Here is a 17711-nt window from a genome sequence, read left to right as displayed (position 1 = left end):
ACACAGCCAACGCCCACCCAACCGGGCAACCCCAGCCCCAACCAGCGGCTTCCACTCAACCCGATAACGCCAACCGTCCACCACCGACCGCTCACTCGCCCGGACTCCGGCGCCCGTCGGCTCCAGCCAGTACCGCTCGCGCTGGAACGCGTACGTCGGCAGATCCACCCGCCGAGCCCCGGAGCCCGCGAAGTACGCGGCCCAGTCGATCGGCGCTCCCGAAGCGAAGACTCCGGCCACCGCCGACATCAGGGCGGTGACCTCGGGCCTGTCCGCTCGCAACGCGGCCACACACACCCGGTCCGTGTCCTCGTCACCAACGTCGGCGAGACACGCCTGGGCCATGGCCGTCAGCGTTCCCCCCGGTCCCAGTTCCAGGAACCGGGTCACGCCATGACCGGCGAGCCAGCGGACACCGTCGGCGAACCGTACGGCTTCGCGTACGTGCCGTACCCAGTAGTCGGCGGTCGTCAGATCCGTGGCCGGTTCCCCGGTCACGTTCGAGATCACGGGAATACGCGGCTGCTGGAACGTCATGCTCTCCGCGACGGCACGGAACTCCGCGAGCATCGGTTCCATCAGCGGCGAGTGGAAGGCATGGCTCACCCGTAGCCGCTTCGTCTTCCGGCCCTGCTCCTCGAACTTCCCGGCGATCTCCGCGACAGCGGCTTCCTCGCCCGCGACGACAGTTGCCGAAGGACCGTTCACGGCGGCGATGCTCACCCGCTGCTCGTGCCCCTTCAGCAGCGGCAGCACCTCGTCCTCGTCGGCCTGGAGCGAGATCATCGCCCCACCAGTCGGCAACGCCTGCATCAACCGGCCACGCGCCGCCACCAGACGACACGCATCCTCCAGCGACAACACCCCAGCCACATGCGCGGCCGCCAGCTCGCCGATCGAATGTCCCACCAGATACTTGGGCTTGACGCCCCAGGACTCGACCAGCCGGTAGAGCGCCACTTCCACCGCGAACAGCGCAGGCTGGGTGACGGCGGTGCGATGCAGGGCAGCATCAGCGTCATTGCCGAAGACGACGTCCCGAAGCGGCCGTTCCAACTCCGTGTCGAAAAGCGCACATACCTCGTCGAAGGCCTCGGCGAAGACCGGGAACGCCTCGTACAGCTCCCGTCCCATTCCCGCACGCTGGGCGCCCTGGCCCGTGAACAGGAAGGCGGTGCCACCCCGCATCGTGCGACCCCGCACTACGCCGACGCCGGCGCCGGCGCCGGCGCCGGCCCCACGAGCACCCTGGACAGCCAGGTCCGCCAGGGCGCTCAGAGCAGCAGCCCTGTCCTCCGCGAGCACCACTGCCCGGTGTTCGAACGCGGTCCGCGTGCTGGTGAGGGAGTAACCGACATCGATCAGGTCCAGGTCCAGCTCGTCATCACTGACCCGCGCCAGCAGCTGCGATGCCTGCGCGCGCAGTGCCGCCTCGCTGCGGGCCGAGACCACCCACGGAACGAGGGGCAACGCCCGTGAGGACTCGCCCTCTCCCTGCGGTTCCGCGACATCCTCAGCTACCTGTGCCGCCTGCTCGATGATCGCGTGTGCGTTGGTCCCGCTGATGCCGAAGGACGAGACCCCCGCCCGGCGCGGATGTTCGTCCTCTTCCCACGGAATCGCCTCGGTCAGCACCCTCACATCCCCGGCTGTCCAGTCGATGTGCCGGGACGGCTCGGAGACATGCAGGGTCCGGGGCAGGGTTCCATGGCGCATGGCCATGACCATCTTGATGATGCTGCCGACCCCGGCTGCCGACTGGGTGTGACCGATGTTCGACTTGAGCGAGCCGAGCCGCAACGGCTCGTTGCCTGCCCGGTCCTTTCCGTACGTGGCCAGGAGAGCCTGCGCCTCGATCGGGTCACCCAGAGAGGTTCCCGTCCCGTGGGCGTCGACGGCGTCGACCTCGGCCGGCGAAAGCCCTGCCTGGGACAGCGCGGCTCGGATGACCCGCTGCTGCGAGGGGCCGTTGGGAGCGGTCAGGCCGTTCGACGCACCGTCGGAGTTGATGGCCGTCCCCCGGACGACGGCGAGCACCGGATGGCCGTTCTTCCGCGCGTCGGACAGCCGCTCGACAAGCAGCATCCCGGCGCCCTCCGACCACCCTGTGCCGTCCGCGTCGTCGGAAAACGGCTTGCAGCGGCCGTCAGCCGCGAGGCCGCGCTGCCTGCTGAACTCGAAGAACATCGCCGGAGTGCACATGACCGCGACACCGCCGGCCAGTGCGAGATCGCATTCGCCGCGGCGCAGCGCATGGCATGCCCAGTGCAGCGCGACCAGCGATGATGAGCACGCTGTGTCGACCGTGACGGCGGGTCCCTCCAGACCGAGGGTGTAGGCGACACGTCCGGAGGCCACGGATGTGGCGTTGCCCGCGAGGAGGAGCCCCTGTACGCCTTCGGGGAGCTCTGCCACGCCGACGCCGTATCCGGAGGTCGCGGCACCCACGAACACCCCACCGCTGGTGCCGCGCACCGACGTCGGATCGATGCCCGCCCGTTCGAACGCCTCCCAGGCAACTTCGAGCAGCAGGCGTTGCTGCGGATCGGTGGCCAGGGCCTCCCGCGGGCTCATCCCGAAGAACGCCGGGTCGAAGAACCCCGCGTCATGCAGGAAGCCGCCCTCGCGCACGTACATCGAGCCCGGCTTGTCCGGGTCCGGATCCGGGTCGTAGACCGCGTCGACATCCCATCCACGGTCGACCGGGAACTCGGAGACGGCGTCTCCGCCTTCTGCGACCAGCTGCCACAAGTCTTCCGGCGAACGCACGCCTCCGGGATAGCGGCAGCTCATCGCGACAATGGCGATGGGCTCCTGGTCCCTGGTCTCGGCTTCGCGAAGCTGGCGGCGAGTCTGCCGAAGCTCGGACGTCACCCGCTTGAGGTACTCCACGTACTTCTCGTCGTCAGCAGCCACCAACGTCACATCCTCGAGCCAAGCCGAGCGGTTCCCCGCGTCCGGTCACGACGTTCCCAGTTCCTTGTCGATGAGGTCGAACAGTTCGCCGGCCGTCGAGGCCGACTCCAGTTCGCCGTCGTCGTCATCGCTCTCCGTGTACGGATCCGCCCCTCGCTCCGCCTGGCCGTTGCTGCCCTGCCATTGCGTCATCAGCTCGCGCAGCCGGTCGGTGATCTCGGCCCGTTCCTCGTCACCGACCGTGGAGCCGGCCATCGCGGCCTCCAGCCGGGTCAGCTCGCCGAGGATCGGCTGTGCACCCGATGTCTCGGGCAGTTCGATCTCGTCCAGGACATGGCGGACCAGGACGAGCGGTGTCGGGTAGTCGAAGACGAGGGTGGCCGGCAACCTGAGCCTGGTCGCCGCGTTGAGGTGGTTACGGAGTTCCACCGCCGTCAACGAGTCGAAGCCCAACTCCTTGAATGCCTGGTCGGGTTCGATGTCCTCGGCCGACCCATGGCCGAGGACCACGGCCACCTGTGTGCAGACCAGATCGAGCAGATACTGCTCGCGATCCGCCGAGGGCAGCGCGCCCAGCCGCTCTGCGAGATCCTGCTGTCCTTCCGCTCCCGCCGTCGCAATGGACGCTGCGGTGGTGCGACGGGCGGGTGCCCTGACCAGGTTGCGCAGCAGCGGCGGTACGGCCTGGGGGTGCGCGCGCAGCGGCGCCGTATCGAGGTTCATCGGCAGCAGCAGCGGACGGGCCAGGGTCGTCGCGGTGTCGAGCAGGCCGAGGCCCTGTTCCGGAGTCAGCGGGATCATGCCGCCGCGTGCCATGCGTTGCATGTCGGCTTCGCTCAACTCACCCGTCATACCGGCACCCGGCGCCCAGGCACCCCAGGCCAACGACGTCGCAGGAAGACCCAACCCACCACGCCGACATGCCAGAGCGTCCAAGAAGGCGTTCGCTGCCGCGTAGTTGGCCTGACCCGCACTGCCGAACGTCCCCGCCACCGACGAGAACACCACGAACGCCGCCAGATCCAGCCCACGCGTCAACTCATCCAGATGCAGCGCCGCATCCGCTTTCGGCGCCAGTACCGCATCCATCCGCTCCGGCGTCAGCGAAGAAACCACACCGTCATCCAGCACACCCGCCGTATGCACCACCGCAGTCAACGGACGGCCGGCAGGGACACCCTCCAGCAAGGCGGCCAACGACCCAAGGTCAGCGGCATCACACGCCACCACCGACACCGAAGCCCCCAGCCCCGCCAACTCCTCCCGCAAAGCCTCAGCACCCGGCGCCTGCGGGCCGCGGCGGCTGGCGAGGAGCAGGTGCCGCATGCCGTGCTCGGCCACCAGATGCCGAGCCACCAGAGCGCCGAGACCGCCCGTACCGCCGGTGATCAGTACCGTGCCTTCCGGGTCGAGCGGAACCGGCATCGTGAGGACGACCTTGCCGACGTTCTTGGCCTGACTGAGGTGACGGAACGCCTCAGGAGCCTTCCGCACATCCCACGCCGTCACCGGCAACGGCTCCAGCACACCCCGCTCGAACAGATCGAGGAGCACGCCCAGCATTTCCGCGATCCGCTCAGGACCGGCGTCGAACAGGTCGAAGGCCTGATACGTGACACCCGGATGCTCAGCCGCTACCTCCAGCGGATCCCGCACATCGGTCTTGCCCATCTCCACAAACCGCCCACCCCGCGGCAGCAATCGCAGTGACGCGTCAACGAACTCCCGCGCCAGGGAGTCCAGCACCACATCCACACCCCGGCCACCGGTCACAGCCAGGAACGACCGCTCGAAACCCAGATCACGCGACGACGCGACATGCGACCCATCCAGACCCGACCCCCGCAACGTCCCCCACTTGCCCGGACTCGCCGTACCGAACACCTCCGCACCCAGATGCCCCGCCAACTGCACCGCAGCCATACCAACCCCACCCGCGGCAGCATGAATCAGCACCGACTCGCCCGCCTGGAGCCCACCCAGATCCACCAGCGCGTAATACGCCGTCAGGAACACCACCGGCGCGGCCGCCGCCTGCGCGAACGACCACCCCTCCGGAATGCGCGCGAGCAGGCGGCGGTCTGCCACCACCATGGGACCGAAGGCTCCGAAGAACATGCCCATGACCCGGTCACCGGGCTTCAGATCGCTCACCCCGGGGCCGACCTCCAGCACCACACCGGCACCCTCACTGCCCAGCAGGCCGGCCTCACCCGGGTACATCCCGAGCGCGTTCAACACGTCGCGGAAGTTGACCCCTGCCGCACGAACCCCGATGCGTACCTGACCTGCCCCCAGCTCCGCCTTCACCTCAGGGCACTCCACCAGGCGCAGCTTCTCCAGGGTGCCCTTGTCGGCGATGTCCAGTCGCCAGGCGTCCGCCTCGGGCCGGGCCAGAGCGTCCGTGGAGGCGACTCGGGCGAGCCTCGGTGCGTGTACCGCGCCCGCTCGCACGGCCGCCTCAGGCTCTCCACTCGCCAGTGCTCCGGGGACGGCGGCCGTCGAGTCCGCACTGCCGTCGAGGTCGACGAGCGTGAATCGGCCCGGGTTCTCAACACTGGCAGCACGGACCAGGCCCCAGACGGCAGCCTGCGCCGGGTCCGGCCGGTCCGCGTCCGAGGTGCTCACGGCGCCGTGGGTGATGAAGACCAGCCGGGAGGCGGCGAAGCGCTCGTCCTCCAGCCACTCCTGCAGCAGTGCGAGCGTTCGGTTGGCGGCGGTGTGCGCCGCGGTGGCAGCGCCGCTTTCGCTCGCACCGCGCGCGCAGGTGACCAGGACCACGGGAGGCGCCTCGTCGGCGAGATCGCTCAGACTGTCGCTCACGTCCACCCGTATGCCGACGCCGTCCAGGGCCGCAGCCTGTGCCACGTCCCCGACGACCACCCACGGCTCTTCCACCTGAACCGCAGGCACGGGCACGGTGACCCAGTCCACCTGGAACAGCGCGTCGTGGAAGGGAGCGTTGCTGCTCACCTGCCCACCAGACACCTGACGTAGCGTCAGCGATTCGATGGAGGCGACCGAACCTCCCGTGGGGTCGGCCAGTTCGAGAGACACCGACTCGGGTCCGGACTGTACGAGGCGCACGCGCAGGGCGGTGGCCCCAGCGGCCCTCAGGGAGACTCCGCTCCAGGAGAACGGCAGCCGGCCCCGACCGACATCCTCCATGGACACGAACATCATCGCGTGCAGCGCGGAGTCGAGCAGCGCGGGGTGAAGCCCGAACGCACCGGCCAGCCCGTCATGCTCCTCCGGCAGCCCGACCTCGGCGAAGATCTCATCGCCGCGTTGCCAGACGGCCTTCAGCCCGCGGAAGACCGGGCCGTAGGCGAATCCGGCCTCGGCGAAGCGGTCGTAGAAGTCCTCGACCGAGGCGGCGTCCGCGCCGCGCGGCGGCCAGACGGCGAAGTCGTACGGCTCGTCCTGGTCCGCTGCCGCGCCGGTTGACACCACGCCACTGGCGTGGAGTACCCACGGCTGCTCGGCGAGGTCGTCCTCCGGTCGCGAGTACAGGTTCAGCGTCCGCCGTCCCGACTCGTCGGGTGGCTCCACCGCGAGCTGCAGCTGTACTGCACCGCGCTCCGGCAGGACGAGCGGCGCGGCGATCGTGAACTCGTCCACGCGGTCGCAGCCCACTTCGTCGGCCGCGCGGACGGCCAGTTCGAGGAAACCCGTGCCGGGGAACAGGACGGTCCCGGTCACCGCGTGGTCGGCGAGCCAAGGGTGGGTGCGCAGCGACAGCCTGCCGGTGAAGAGGAAGGCGTCGGAACCGGCCACCTCCACCGCCGCACCCAGCAGTGGGTGGTCCGCCGATGAGAGACCCGCCGAGCTGATGTCACCGGTCGGCATGACGGGCGGCTTGGGCCAGTAGCGGTGTCGCTGGAAGGCGTACGTCGGCAGGCCGACCCGGCGGGCACCGCGCCCTGCGAAAGCGGCCTCCCAGGTGAGCGGCACACCATCGGCGAACGTCTGGGCGAGAGCGGCGAGAAGGCCGGCTGCCTCCGGGCGGTTCTTGCGCTGGGTGGGTACGAGAAGATGGTCAGCCCGGTCTACGCAGCCTTGGGCCATCGCAGTCAGCGTGCCGTCGGGGCCGATCTCCAGGAACCGGGAGACCTCGTGCTCCTCCAGCCACTGGATACCGTCGGCGAACCGGACAGCTTCCCGCACATGACGCACCCAGTACTCGGGAGAGACCAGATCCTTGGCGGGCTCACCAGTCACATTCGAGACCACCGGAATACGCGGCTGCTCGTACGTCACGCTCTCCGCGACCGTACGGAATTCAGCCAGCATCGGCTCCATCAACGGCGAGTGGAAGGCATGGCTCACCCGCAGCGGCTTCACCTTCCGACCCTCGGCCTCGAAATGCTTCGCCAGCTGAGTGACCGTGTCCTCATAACCGGAGACAACGACCGACTGCGGCCCGTTCACCGCCGCAACGCTCACCCGCTCCAGGTCCAGAAGCGGCAGCACCTCGGCCTCCGACGCCTGGAGCGAGACCATTGCGCCACCGGACGGCAGCGCCTGCATCAACCGGCCACGGGCAGCCACCAGACGACACGCATCCTCAAGAGCGATCACGCCGGCCACATGCGCGGCCACGAGCTCGCCGATCGAATGACCCAGCAGGAAATCGGGCCTGACACCGAACGACTCCACCAGCCGGTACAGCGCGACCTCAACCGCGAAAAGCGCAGGCTGGGTGAAGCCCGTCCGATTCAACGCATCCGCGTCATCACCGAAAACCACATCCCGCAGCGGCAACTCCAACTCGCCATCGAAATACGCACACACGGCATCAAACGCCTCCGCGAAAACCGGGAACGCGTCGTACAACTCCCGCCCCATCCCCACCCGCTGCACACCCTGCCCCGCGAACAGCAGAGCCATCCGGCCGCCTGCCTTGGCCGAGCCGGTCACCGCGTTCGGAGACGGTTCGTCGTCGGCCACGGCGGTCAGGCCGCGCAGCAACTCGTCCCGATCCTCACCGAGGACCACGGCCCGGTGCTCCATGACGGACCGGGTAGTGGCGAGCGCCAGACCCAGATCGATGGCGCGCAGATCCGGATGGGCCTCCACATGCGCGAGCAGCCGGGTGGCCTGCGCACGGAGCGCGGACCTGGTCTTGCCGGTGATCGCCCAGGGCACAGCGGAGGACTCCGTCGGCGTCGAGTTGCCTTCGGCGTCGTCCGCAGGTGACGGCGGGGGCGCGGTTTCCAGGTGCGAGGCCTCGTCCAGGGACGGGGCTTCCTCCAGGATCGTGTGTGCGTTGGTGCCGCTGATGCCGAACGACGACACACCAGCGCGCCGCGGCCTTTCGGTCTCGGGCCACTCCACGGCCTCGGTCAGCAGTCGTACGTTGCCCGCCGACCAGTCCACATGCGACGACGGCTCATCCGCATGCAACGTCCGCGGCAGCACACCATGCTGAAGCGCCAACACCATCTTGATCACACCAGCCACACCCGCAGCCGCCTGCGTATGACCGAGATTCGACTTCACCGAACCCAGCCACAACGGCCGGTCCCCGTCCCGCCCCTGACCGTAGGTGGCGATCAGCGCCTGCGCCTCGATCGGATCACCCAGCGTCGTACCCGTACCGTGCGCCTCCACCACATCCACATCGGAGGTCGACAGCCCCGCCCCCGCCAACGCCTGCCGGATCACCCGCTGCTGCGAAGGACCATTCGGCGCCGTCAGACCATTCGACGCACCATCCTGATTCACCGCAGAACCAGCCACAACCGCCAACACCTGGTGACCATTCCGCCGGGCATCCGACAGCCGTTCCACCACGAGCACACCAGCGCCCTCGGAGAACCCCGCGCCATCCGCCTGATCCGAGAACGCCTTGCACCGGCCGTCAGCAGCCAACCCACGCTGCCGACTGAAATCCAGGAAAAGCCCCGGCGTCGACATGACGGTCACACCACCGGCCAGCGCCAGATCACACTCACCCGACCGCAACGACTGCACCGCCAGATGCAACGCCACGAGCGACGCCGAACACGCCGTGTCCACCGTCACCGCCGGCCCCTCAAGACCAAACGTGTACGACAGCCGCCCCGAGACCACGCTCGCCGCATTGCCCGTACCGATATAACCCCCCAGCTCCTCCTCCCCCGACGCCACCAACAGGCCCGTGTAGTCCTGCCCGTTGGTGCCCGCGAAGACGCCGGTACGGCTGCCTCGCAGCGTCAGCGGGTCGATCCCGGCCCGCTCGAACGCCTCCCACGACGTCTCCAGCAGCAGCCGCTGCTGCGGATCCATCGCCACCGCCTCCCGCGGCGAAATCCCGAAGAACCCCGGATCGAACTCATCGACACCCGGCAGGAACCCACCCTCACGCGTGGAAACCTTCCCCGGCCGTCCCGGTTCCGGGTCATACAACCCCTCGACATCCCAACCACGATCGGCCGGGAACGGGACCACCCCGTCCCCGCCCGCGCACAACAGCCGCCACAACTCCTCCGGTGAACCCACACCACCAGGGAAACGACAGCTCATCGCCACAATCGCCACCGGCTCGTCGTGCTCTGCCACCACAGCCGGCAGCGCGGCAGCGGGCTCGGCATTCGCTGACGTGCCGGACAGTTCGGCCAGCAGGAAGTCCGCGAGCACCGCGCAGGTGGGGTAGTCGAAGACGAGAGTCGCCGGCAGCCGCAGGCCGGTGATGCTGTTCATTCCGTTGCGCAGCTCGACGGCGCTGAGCGAGTCGAACCCGAGGTCGCTGAAGGCCCGTTCGGGCTCGACCGCCGAGGGTCCGGCGTAGCCGAGCACGGTGGCGACGTAGCTGCGTACGACGTCCAGGACCGTGCCGGCGCGTTCGGACTCGGAGAGTCCCGCGAGGTGCTGGTGCAGCTTGGACGCGTCGGAGCCGCTGTCATCGCTCTCCTGCGCTGCCTCCAGGACGCGTTGCGCGTCGGGAAGATCGCGCAGCAGTGCGCTTGGCCGGGGAGCCGTGAACGCGGATGTGAACTTGTCCCAGCCGATGTCGGTGACGGAGATGTATGTCTCGTCGTGGTCGAGGGCCTGCCGCAACGCGCCGCAGGCCATCTCCGGCCGCATGTCGTACACGCCGTAGCGCCTGAGCCGGTCGCCGACGGCGCCCTCTCCCATACCGTCTCCCGCCCAGTGTCCCCAGGCGACAGCGGTGGCGGGGAGTCCCGCGGCGCGGCGCCAATGGGCGAGCGCGTCGAGGAATGCGTTGCCGGGGGCGTAGTTGCCGAGCCCCGGGCCGCTGATGGTGCCCGATGTGGAGGAGAAGAGCACGAACGCGGACAGGTCTCGTTCCCGAGTGAGCTCGTGCAGGTTGAGCGCCGCGGTGACCTTGGCGCGGAGCACGGTGTCCATGCGGCCGGGATCGAGGGAGTCGATCACGCCGTCGTCGAGGGAGCCCGCGACGTGCATGACCGCCTCGAGCGGGTACTGCTCGGGGACGGATGCGAGCAGGTCGCGCAGCGCCTCGCGGTCGGCGGCGTCGCAGGCGGCGATGGTGACGCGGGAGCCGAGCGCGGTGAGTTCGGCTTCGAGTTCCGCTGCACCCGGCGCGTCGGAGCCGCGGCGTCCGGTGAGCAGCAGGTGCTCGGCGCCTTCCCGGGCCAGCCAGCGGGCGATGTGGCCGCCGACCGCTCCCGTGCCGCCGGTGACAAGTACGGTGCCGCGGGGCCGCCAGGTGCGCTGCGCCGGCGTGCCGGCGAGCGGGGCGCGTACGAGGCGGCGGCCGTAGGCGCCGGAGGCGCGTACCGCGATCTGGTCCTCGCCGTCCGGTCCGGCGAGCAGTCCGCACAGCCGGTCCGCCGCCCGCTTGTCCAGGACCTCGGGCAGGTCGACGAGGCCGCCCCAGCGGTCGGAGTGTTCCAGGGCGGCGACGCGGCCCATGCCCCAGACGAGCGACTGGTGGGTGCTGGTGACGGACTCGGAGCGGCCGATGGTGACAGCACCGCGGGTCCCGCACCACAGGGGCGCCTCGATGCCGAGGTCACCCAGTGCCTGGATGAGGGACAGAGACCCGGACAGACCCACGGGCACGGAGCGGTGTTCGGGGTGCGCCCGCTCGTCCAGCGGGAGCAGCGAGAGGACGCCGGTGACGTCGTCGTCGCCGAGCGCGTCCCGCAGTTGTCCGGCAACCCGCTCGCGGCAGGAGCCGTCCTCGGGGGTCAGCTCCACGAGGCGTACCCGGGCGCCGTGGGCGGCGAGCGCGTCCCGTACGGCGGCCACGCGTTCGCCGGCGGCTTCGCGGTCGCCAGGGGCTTGCGCCGCCGGGGCGGCCAGCAGCCAGGTGCCGTTCAGGGCGGAGGACGTGCGCTCGGCGAGCGGCGACCAGCGCACGGTGTACCGCCAGCCCTCGACGGTGGACTTCTCTCGGCTGTTCCTGCGCCACGACGACAGGGCGGGCAGTACGGCGCTGAGCGGCTCGCTGCCGTCGAGGTCGAGCGTGTCTACGAGTGCCTCGAGGTCTTCCTGTTCGACGCTCCGCCAGAACCGCGCTTCGACGGCGTCGGACGTCGGCCCGTTCTCGCTGTCGGCTGCGGCCAGTTCACGTGCCTGCGGCCAGTACCGCTCGCGCTGGAACGCGTACGTCGGCAGGTCGACGCGGTGCGCGCCCGTGCCGGCGAAGACGGCGGCCCAGTCGACGGCCACGCCCCGCGCGTGCGCCTCGGCAAGGGAGGTGACGACCCGGTCGAGTCCGCCTCCGTCCCGGCGCAGGGTGCCGAGCACGGCGGCATCCGCGCCGAGCGCGTCCACGCAGTCCCGTATCCCGCCGGTCAGCACGGGGTGCGGGCTGACTTCGATGAACGAACGGTGTCCGGCTGCCATGAGGCCGCGGACGGCGTCCTCGAACCGCACCGTCTGCCTCAGGTTGGTGTACCAGTAGTCGGGCCCGAGCCCGGAGGTGTCCTGCCACTGACCGGTCACGGTCGAGAAGAACGGGATTGAGGCATCGACCGGGCTGATCCCGTCCAGCGCGCCGAGCACCTGCTCTCTCACCGCCTCGACCTGCGCCGAGTGTGAGCCGTAGTCGACGGCGACCTTGCGGGCCTGCACGCCGTCACCGGTCAGCGCGGTGAACAGCTCGTCGAGCGCTTCCGCCTCGCCGGAGACGACGACAGACGCAGGCCCGTTGATGGCGGCGACGGACAGCCGTTCGCCCCACGGCTCGATGCGCTCGCGCACCGCACCGACGGGCAGCTGCACGGACATCATGCCGCCGCTTCCCGTGATGGCGGTGATGGCCCGGCTGCGCAACGCCACCACGCGTGCTCCGTCGTCCAGGGTCAGTGCCCCGGCGACACAGGCGGCGGCGATCTCGCCCTGGCTGTGCCCGACGACCGCGTCGGGCTCCACTCCGTACGAGCGCCACAGTTCGGCGAGCGAAACCATGACGGCCCACAGCGCGGGCTGTACGACGTCGACCCGTTCGAGGTCCGGCGCGTCGGCGTCGCCCAGCAGGACGGCCGTCAGCGACCAGTCGACGAAGGGGGCGAGAGCCTGTTCGCAAGCGGCCAGGCGGTCGGCGAACACCGGCGAGCTGCCGAGCAGTTCACGTGCCATGCCCGCCCACTGACTGCCCTGCCCGGGGAAGACCATCACGGGGCGGGCGGCGCCGCCATGTGCGACGCCTCGCGGCACGTCGGAGACCATCGCCCCCTCGGCGATCTCACGCAGGCCCCGGTCGAGGTCCTCCCGGCCGGCCGCGACCAGCACCGCCCGGTGCTCGAAAGCGGAACGGGTCGTGGCGAGCGAGTACCCGATGCCGGTGACGTCGAGCTCGCCCGGCCGGGCGAGCAGATGGGAGCGGAGCCGCGCGGCCTGGTCACGCAGGGCGTCATCGGTGCGCGCGGACAACGGCACCGGCACCACCGGGAGTACGGATTCGGCGGGGGTCCCGGGGGCCTCAGGGGTGTCCCGCGGGGTCCGCTGCCGGGGTGCTTCCTCGACGATGACATGCGCGTTGGTGCCGCTCATCCCGAACGAGGAGACACCTGCCCGGCGCGGCTCGTCCGCGTCCGGCCACGCGACGGCCTCGGTGAGCAGCCGTACATTGCCTGCCGTCCAGTCGACGTGCGGGCTGGGCTCGTCGGCGTGCAGGGTCCTGGGCAGCAGGCCGTTGCGCAACGCCATGACCATCTTGATGACGCCGCCGACGCCGGCGGCGGCCTGGCTGTGTCCGATGTTCGACTTGAGGGAACCGAGCCACAGCGGACGGTCGTCGTCCCGGTCCTGGCCGTAGGCGGCGATCACGGCCTGCGCCTCGATCGGGTCACCGAGTGTCGTCCCCGTGCCGTGCGCCTCGACGGCGTCCACCTGTTGCGGGTCGAGGCCGGCGCCGGCGAGCGCCTGCCGGATGACACGCTGCTGGGCAGGGCCGTTGGGCGCGGTGAGTCCGTTGGACGCGCCGTCCTGGTTGAGGGCGCTGCCGCGTACGACGGCCAGCACCGGGTGCCCGTGGCGACGGGCGTCGGACAGCCGCTCGACGACCACCATGCCGACACCCTCGGCCCAGCTCGCTCCGTCGGCACCGGCCGAGAACGGCTTGCACCTGCCGTCCTCGGCGAGCGCCCGCTGCCTGCTGAACTCGATGAGTGAGCCGGGGGTGGACATCACCGTCACCCCGCCCGCGAGCGCGAGGTCGCACTCGCCCGCCCGGAGCGCCTGGACGGCCAGATGCAGGGCGACCAGGGAGGACGAGCAGGCGGTGTCGACGCTGACCGCCGGCCCTTCGAGGCCGAGGGTGTAGGCGATGCGCCCCGACAGCACGCTGGGCGAGTTACCGGTGCCGATGTACCCCTCAAAGCTGTCCTGCGCTCCGCTGAGGATGCCGACGTAGTCCTGGTAGGTGACGCCCGCGAAGACACCGGTCAGGCTGCCGCGAGCCGACGCCGGATCGATTCCGGAACGCTCCAGGGCCTCCCACGACACCTCGAGGAGCAGCCGCTGCTGCGGGTCCATCGACAGCGCCTCGCGGGGGCTGATCGCGAAGAAACCCGGGTCGAAGTGGCTGGCGTCGTGCAGGAAGCCGCCTTCCCGGGCGTAGCACGTGCCGGGGTGGTCCGGGTCCGGGTCGTACAGGCTGCCGAGGTCCCAGCCGCGATCGGCGGGAAACGGAGAGATGCCGTCGCCGCCCGAGGCGACCAGCTCCCACAACTCCTCCGGGGTGCGGATACCGCCCGGGTAGCGGCAGCTCATACCCACGATGACGACCGGGTCGTTGTCGAGGGGTGTGCTGACGGGCTTGGGCGCGGAATCGCCCGTTTCGCCGGTGAGTTCGCCGTCCAGGTAGCGGGCGAGCGCTGCCGGGGTCGGGTAGTCGAACACAAGCGTGGCGGGCAGTCTCATGCCCGTCTCCTCGTTGAGCCGGTTGCGCAGCTCGACAGCGGTGAGGGAGGTGAAGCCGAGGTCGGTGAAGCTCCGGGAGGGCTCCACCTCGTCGGCGCCGGCGTAGCCGAGGACGCCTGCGACCTGGGTGCGTACGAGAGCCAGGAGCACGCGGCCGCGTTCGCCCGCTCCCTTTCCGGCCAGCTGCCGCGCCAGGCCGGAGGCCGCCCTCGCCCGTTCGCGTACGGCGATCCGGCGCCCGGTGCCCTGCGCGCCCTGCGCCAATGTGGTGAGGACGGCCGGCAGGGGTGATGCGGAGCCGCGCAGGGCGGCGCGGTCCACGCGCGCGGGCAGCAGCACGGTCCGGCCCAACGCCTGGGCGGTGCCTACCAGCGCCGCGACATCTTCTGCCGGGAGCGCGGCGAGCCCCGGGGTGCCGGCGTGGGGCGGCGGGAGCAGCGCGAGGGCGGGCAGGCCGGCTGCTGCGCGCTGGTGGGCGAGCGCGGCCAACTGCCCGCACGACGGAGCGTCGGCCGGGCCGATACCGATGAGGACGAACGCGGACAGCGCACTGCTACTGTCCACGTCGCTGACGCGCGTCAGCTCGTCCAGGCGCCGGGCCGTACCGATGTCGCTGCTCCGGCCGAGGTCGGCGGTGTGGACGACCGCGCTGAGCGGTCGTCCGGCCGGGATCGCGGCGATCACCGCCTCCAGGGCGTCCTGGTCCTGGCCCTGGCCCTGGCCCGCGACGGTCTCCACATGCGCCTCGACATACGCCTCGACGTCGAGCGCTTCAGCGAACTGCTCGGCAAACGGGCCGGTGACCAGGACGGTTCCGCCGGGCTCCACGTCGAGCTTCATGGGCGCGGTCGATGCGCACCTCGTCAGGCGCGCCGCCGACGCCTCACCCGCACGGGCCGCGATCTCGGACTCGCCCGTGGCGATCGCGGCGGGCAAAACACGGAGGGAGTCAATATGGCCGTCGACGTCCACGAGCACGATCCGGCCCGGGTGTTCGGTCTGGACGGCGCGGAGCTCTGCCCACAGTGCGGCGGCTTCGGGGTCCGGTGTGTCGTCACCGATGGCGACGGCACCGCGGGTGACGAACACGAGGCGGGCCTGCGGCTCCTGGGCGGGCCAGTCGCTGAGGACGGTGTGTGCTTCAGCTGCTGTGGCGACACCGGTCACGAGTACGGCATCGGACGTCGTGGAATCGGCAGGCGTCGTGCCCAGAGCCTCGGCCACGCCCAGCGGGTCGCTCACCACGACGGTCAACCGCGCCCCATCGGCGTCCGCTTCTACGGTGATCGGCGTCCAGTCGATTCGGAGCAGCGAAGCCGCCAACGACACCGTACGATCGCCCCGGTCCTCGTCGGTCTTCCGCATCAGCATCGACTCGACCGCGATCACCGGCTGTCCGGAGCCGTCGGCCGCCTGGAGGGACACGCCGTCAGCCCCGCGCCTGGCCAGCCGGATCCGCAGCGCTGTCGCGCCGGTCGCATGCAAGGACGCCCCGGTCCACGCGAACAGCACGGCCCCAGTCGCTACCCCGTCCAGCAGGCCGAGGCCGAGGGGGTGCAGCGCGGCGTCCAACAGTGCCGGATGGAGGGAGAAACCCTCCACCGCGGCCTCGGACTCGGACTCGGGCAGTTCGACTTCGGCGTACACACCGTCGGCGCCCTGCCACACGGCTCGCACGCCGCGGAAGACCGGACCGTAGTCGAACCCGGCCGCCGCCAGCCCGTCGTACAGGTCGTCGAAGTCCACGGGTTCCGCTCCGGCGGGCGGCCATACCCCGAAGTCGAAGGCATCCGGCTGGGCGCTCTCCGCCAGGACACCGCTCGCATGCCGCATCCACGGCGCATCGGCCGACGCCGCCCCGGGGCGCGCATACACCCCGAGAGCCCGGTCACCGGCAGCATCCGGATCCTCGATGCGTACCTGGAGCTGGACCTCGCCGTCCTCGGGGAGTACGAGCGGTGCTTCGAGGGCGAGTTCCCTGATGTGGGAGCAGCCGACCTCGTCCCCTGCGCGCACTGCCAGCTCCAGGAGAGCCGTGCTGGGTACCACGATCGCGCCTGCGATGCGGTGCTCGGCGAGCCACGGCTGCGTCCGAGGGGAGAGTCGCCCGGTCAGGACCACCTCATCGCCACCGGCCAGGGATACCGCTGCGCCCAAGAGGGGGTGATCGACGGCGGCAAGGCCGATCGAGGAGGCATCTGCGGTGGTGGAGGTTATGTCAAGCCAGTAGCGCTGGTGTTGGAAGGCGTAGGTGGGCAGGTCGACGGGGGCGGAAGCAGCGCCGGTGTTGGCGTTGGCGTTGGCGTTGGCGTTGGGGAGGAACGTCTGCCAGTCGACGTCGATGCCGTGGACGAATGCCCGTCCGGCGGCGGAGAGCACCGCGGTCACCTCGGAACGGTCACCACGCAGAACGGGTATCAGGACATGGTCCGTGTCTTCGTCAAGGCAGCCCTGGGCCATCGCGGTCAGCGTGCCGTCCGGGCCGATCTCCAGGAACCGGGTGACGCCGTGCTCCTCCAGCCGACGGATGCCGTCGGCGAACCGGACGGCCTCCCGCACATGACGCACCCAGTACTCGGGAGAGGCCAGATCCGTGGCGAGCTCACCGGTCACATTCGCGACCACCGGAATACGGGGCTGCTCGTACGTCACGCTCTCCGCGACCGTACGGAACTCGGCCAGCATCGGCTCCATCAACGGCGAGTGGAAGGCATGACTGACCCGCAGCGGCTTCACCTTCCGGCCCTCGGCCTCGAAATGCGCGGCGATCTCAGCGACGGCGGATTCCTCGCCGGAGACGACAACCGATTGCGATCCGTTCACCGCCGCGATACTCACCCGCTCCAGGTCCAGGAGCGGCAGCACCTCGGTCTCGGTGGCCTGGAGCGAGACCATCGCCCCGCCCGACGGCAATGCCTGCATCAACCGGCCACGGGCAGCCACCAGACGACACGCGTCCTCCAGCGACAACACCCCCGCCACATGCGCGGCCACGAGCTCGCCGATCGAATGCCCCAGCAGGAAGTCGGGCCTGACACCGAACGACTCCACCAGCCGGTAAAGCGCGACTTCGACCGCGAAAAGCGCAGGCTGGGTGAAGCCGGTGCGGTTCAAGGCATCCGCGTCATCGCCGAAGACGACATCCCGCAGCGGCAACTCCAGCTCGCCATCGAAATACGCACACACGGCATCAAACGCTTCCGCGAAAACCGGGAAAGTGTCGTACAACTCCCGCCCCATACCGACCCGCTGCGCACCCTGCCCAGTGAAGAGCAAAGCCAGCCTTCCGCCGGCCTCCACCGCACCCGTTATCGCATTGGCAGCAAGGGTTCCCTCGGCCACATCGGCAAGTCCCTGGAGGAGTTCCTCTCGCTCGGTGCCGAGTACGACGGCTCGGTGCTCAAACTGTGCCCGCGTCGTGGCCAGGGCGAACCCCACATCCGGCAGACCGAGTT

At 70.2% G+C, this 17711-nt stretch carries 2 protein-coding genes; both read right to left on the bottom strand.

The window, feature by feature from the left end; translation table 11 throughout:
• On the bottom strand, nucleotides 1–2919 hold a 2919-nt coding region (locus ACZ3H8_RS39485; RefSeq protein ID WP_467410039.1), incomplete at its 3' end, for a type I polyketide synthase.
• Nucleotides 2920–2961: 42 nt separating this feature from the next.
• The coding region (locus tag ACZ3H8_RS39480; protein ID WP_467410038.1) for a type I polyketide synthase at nucleotides 2962–17711 on the bottom strand (14750 nt) is incomplete at its 5' end.

The organism is Streptomyces sp. NPDC002868, from assembly GCF_055563295.1.
This window is presented reverse-complemented; position numbering and strand designations above follow the sequence as displayed.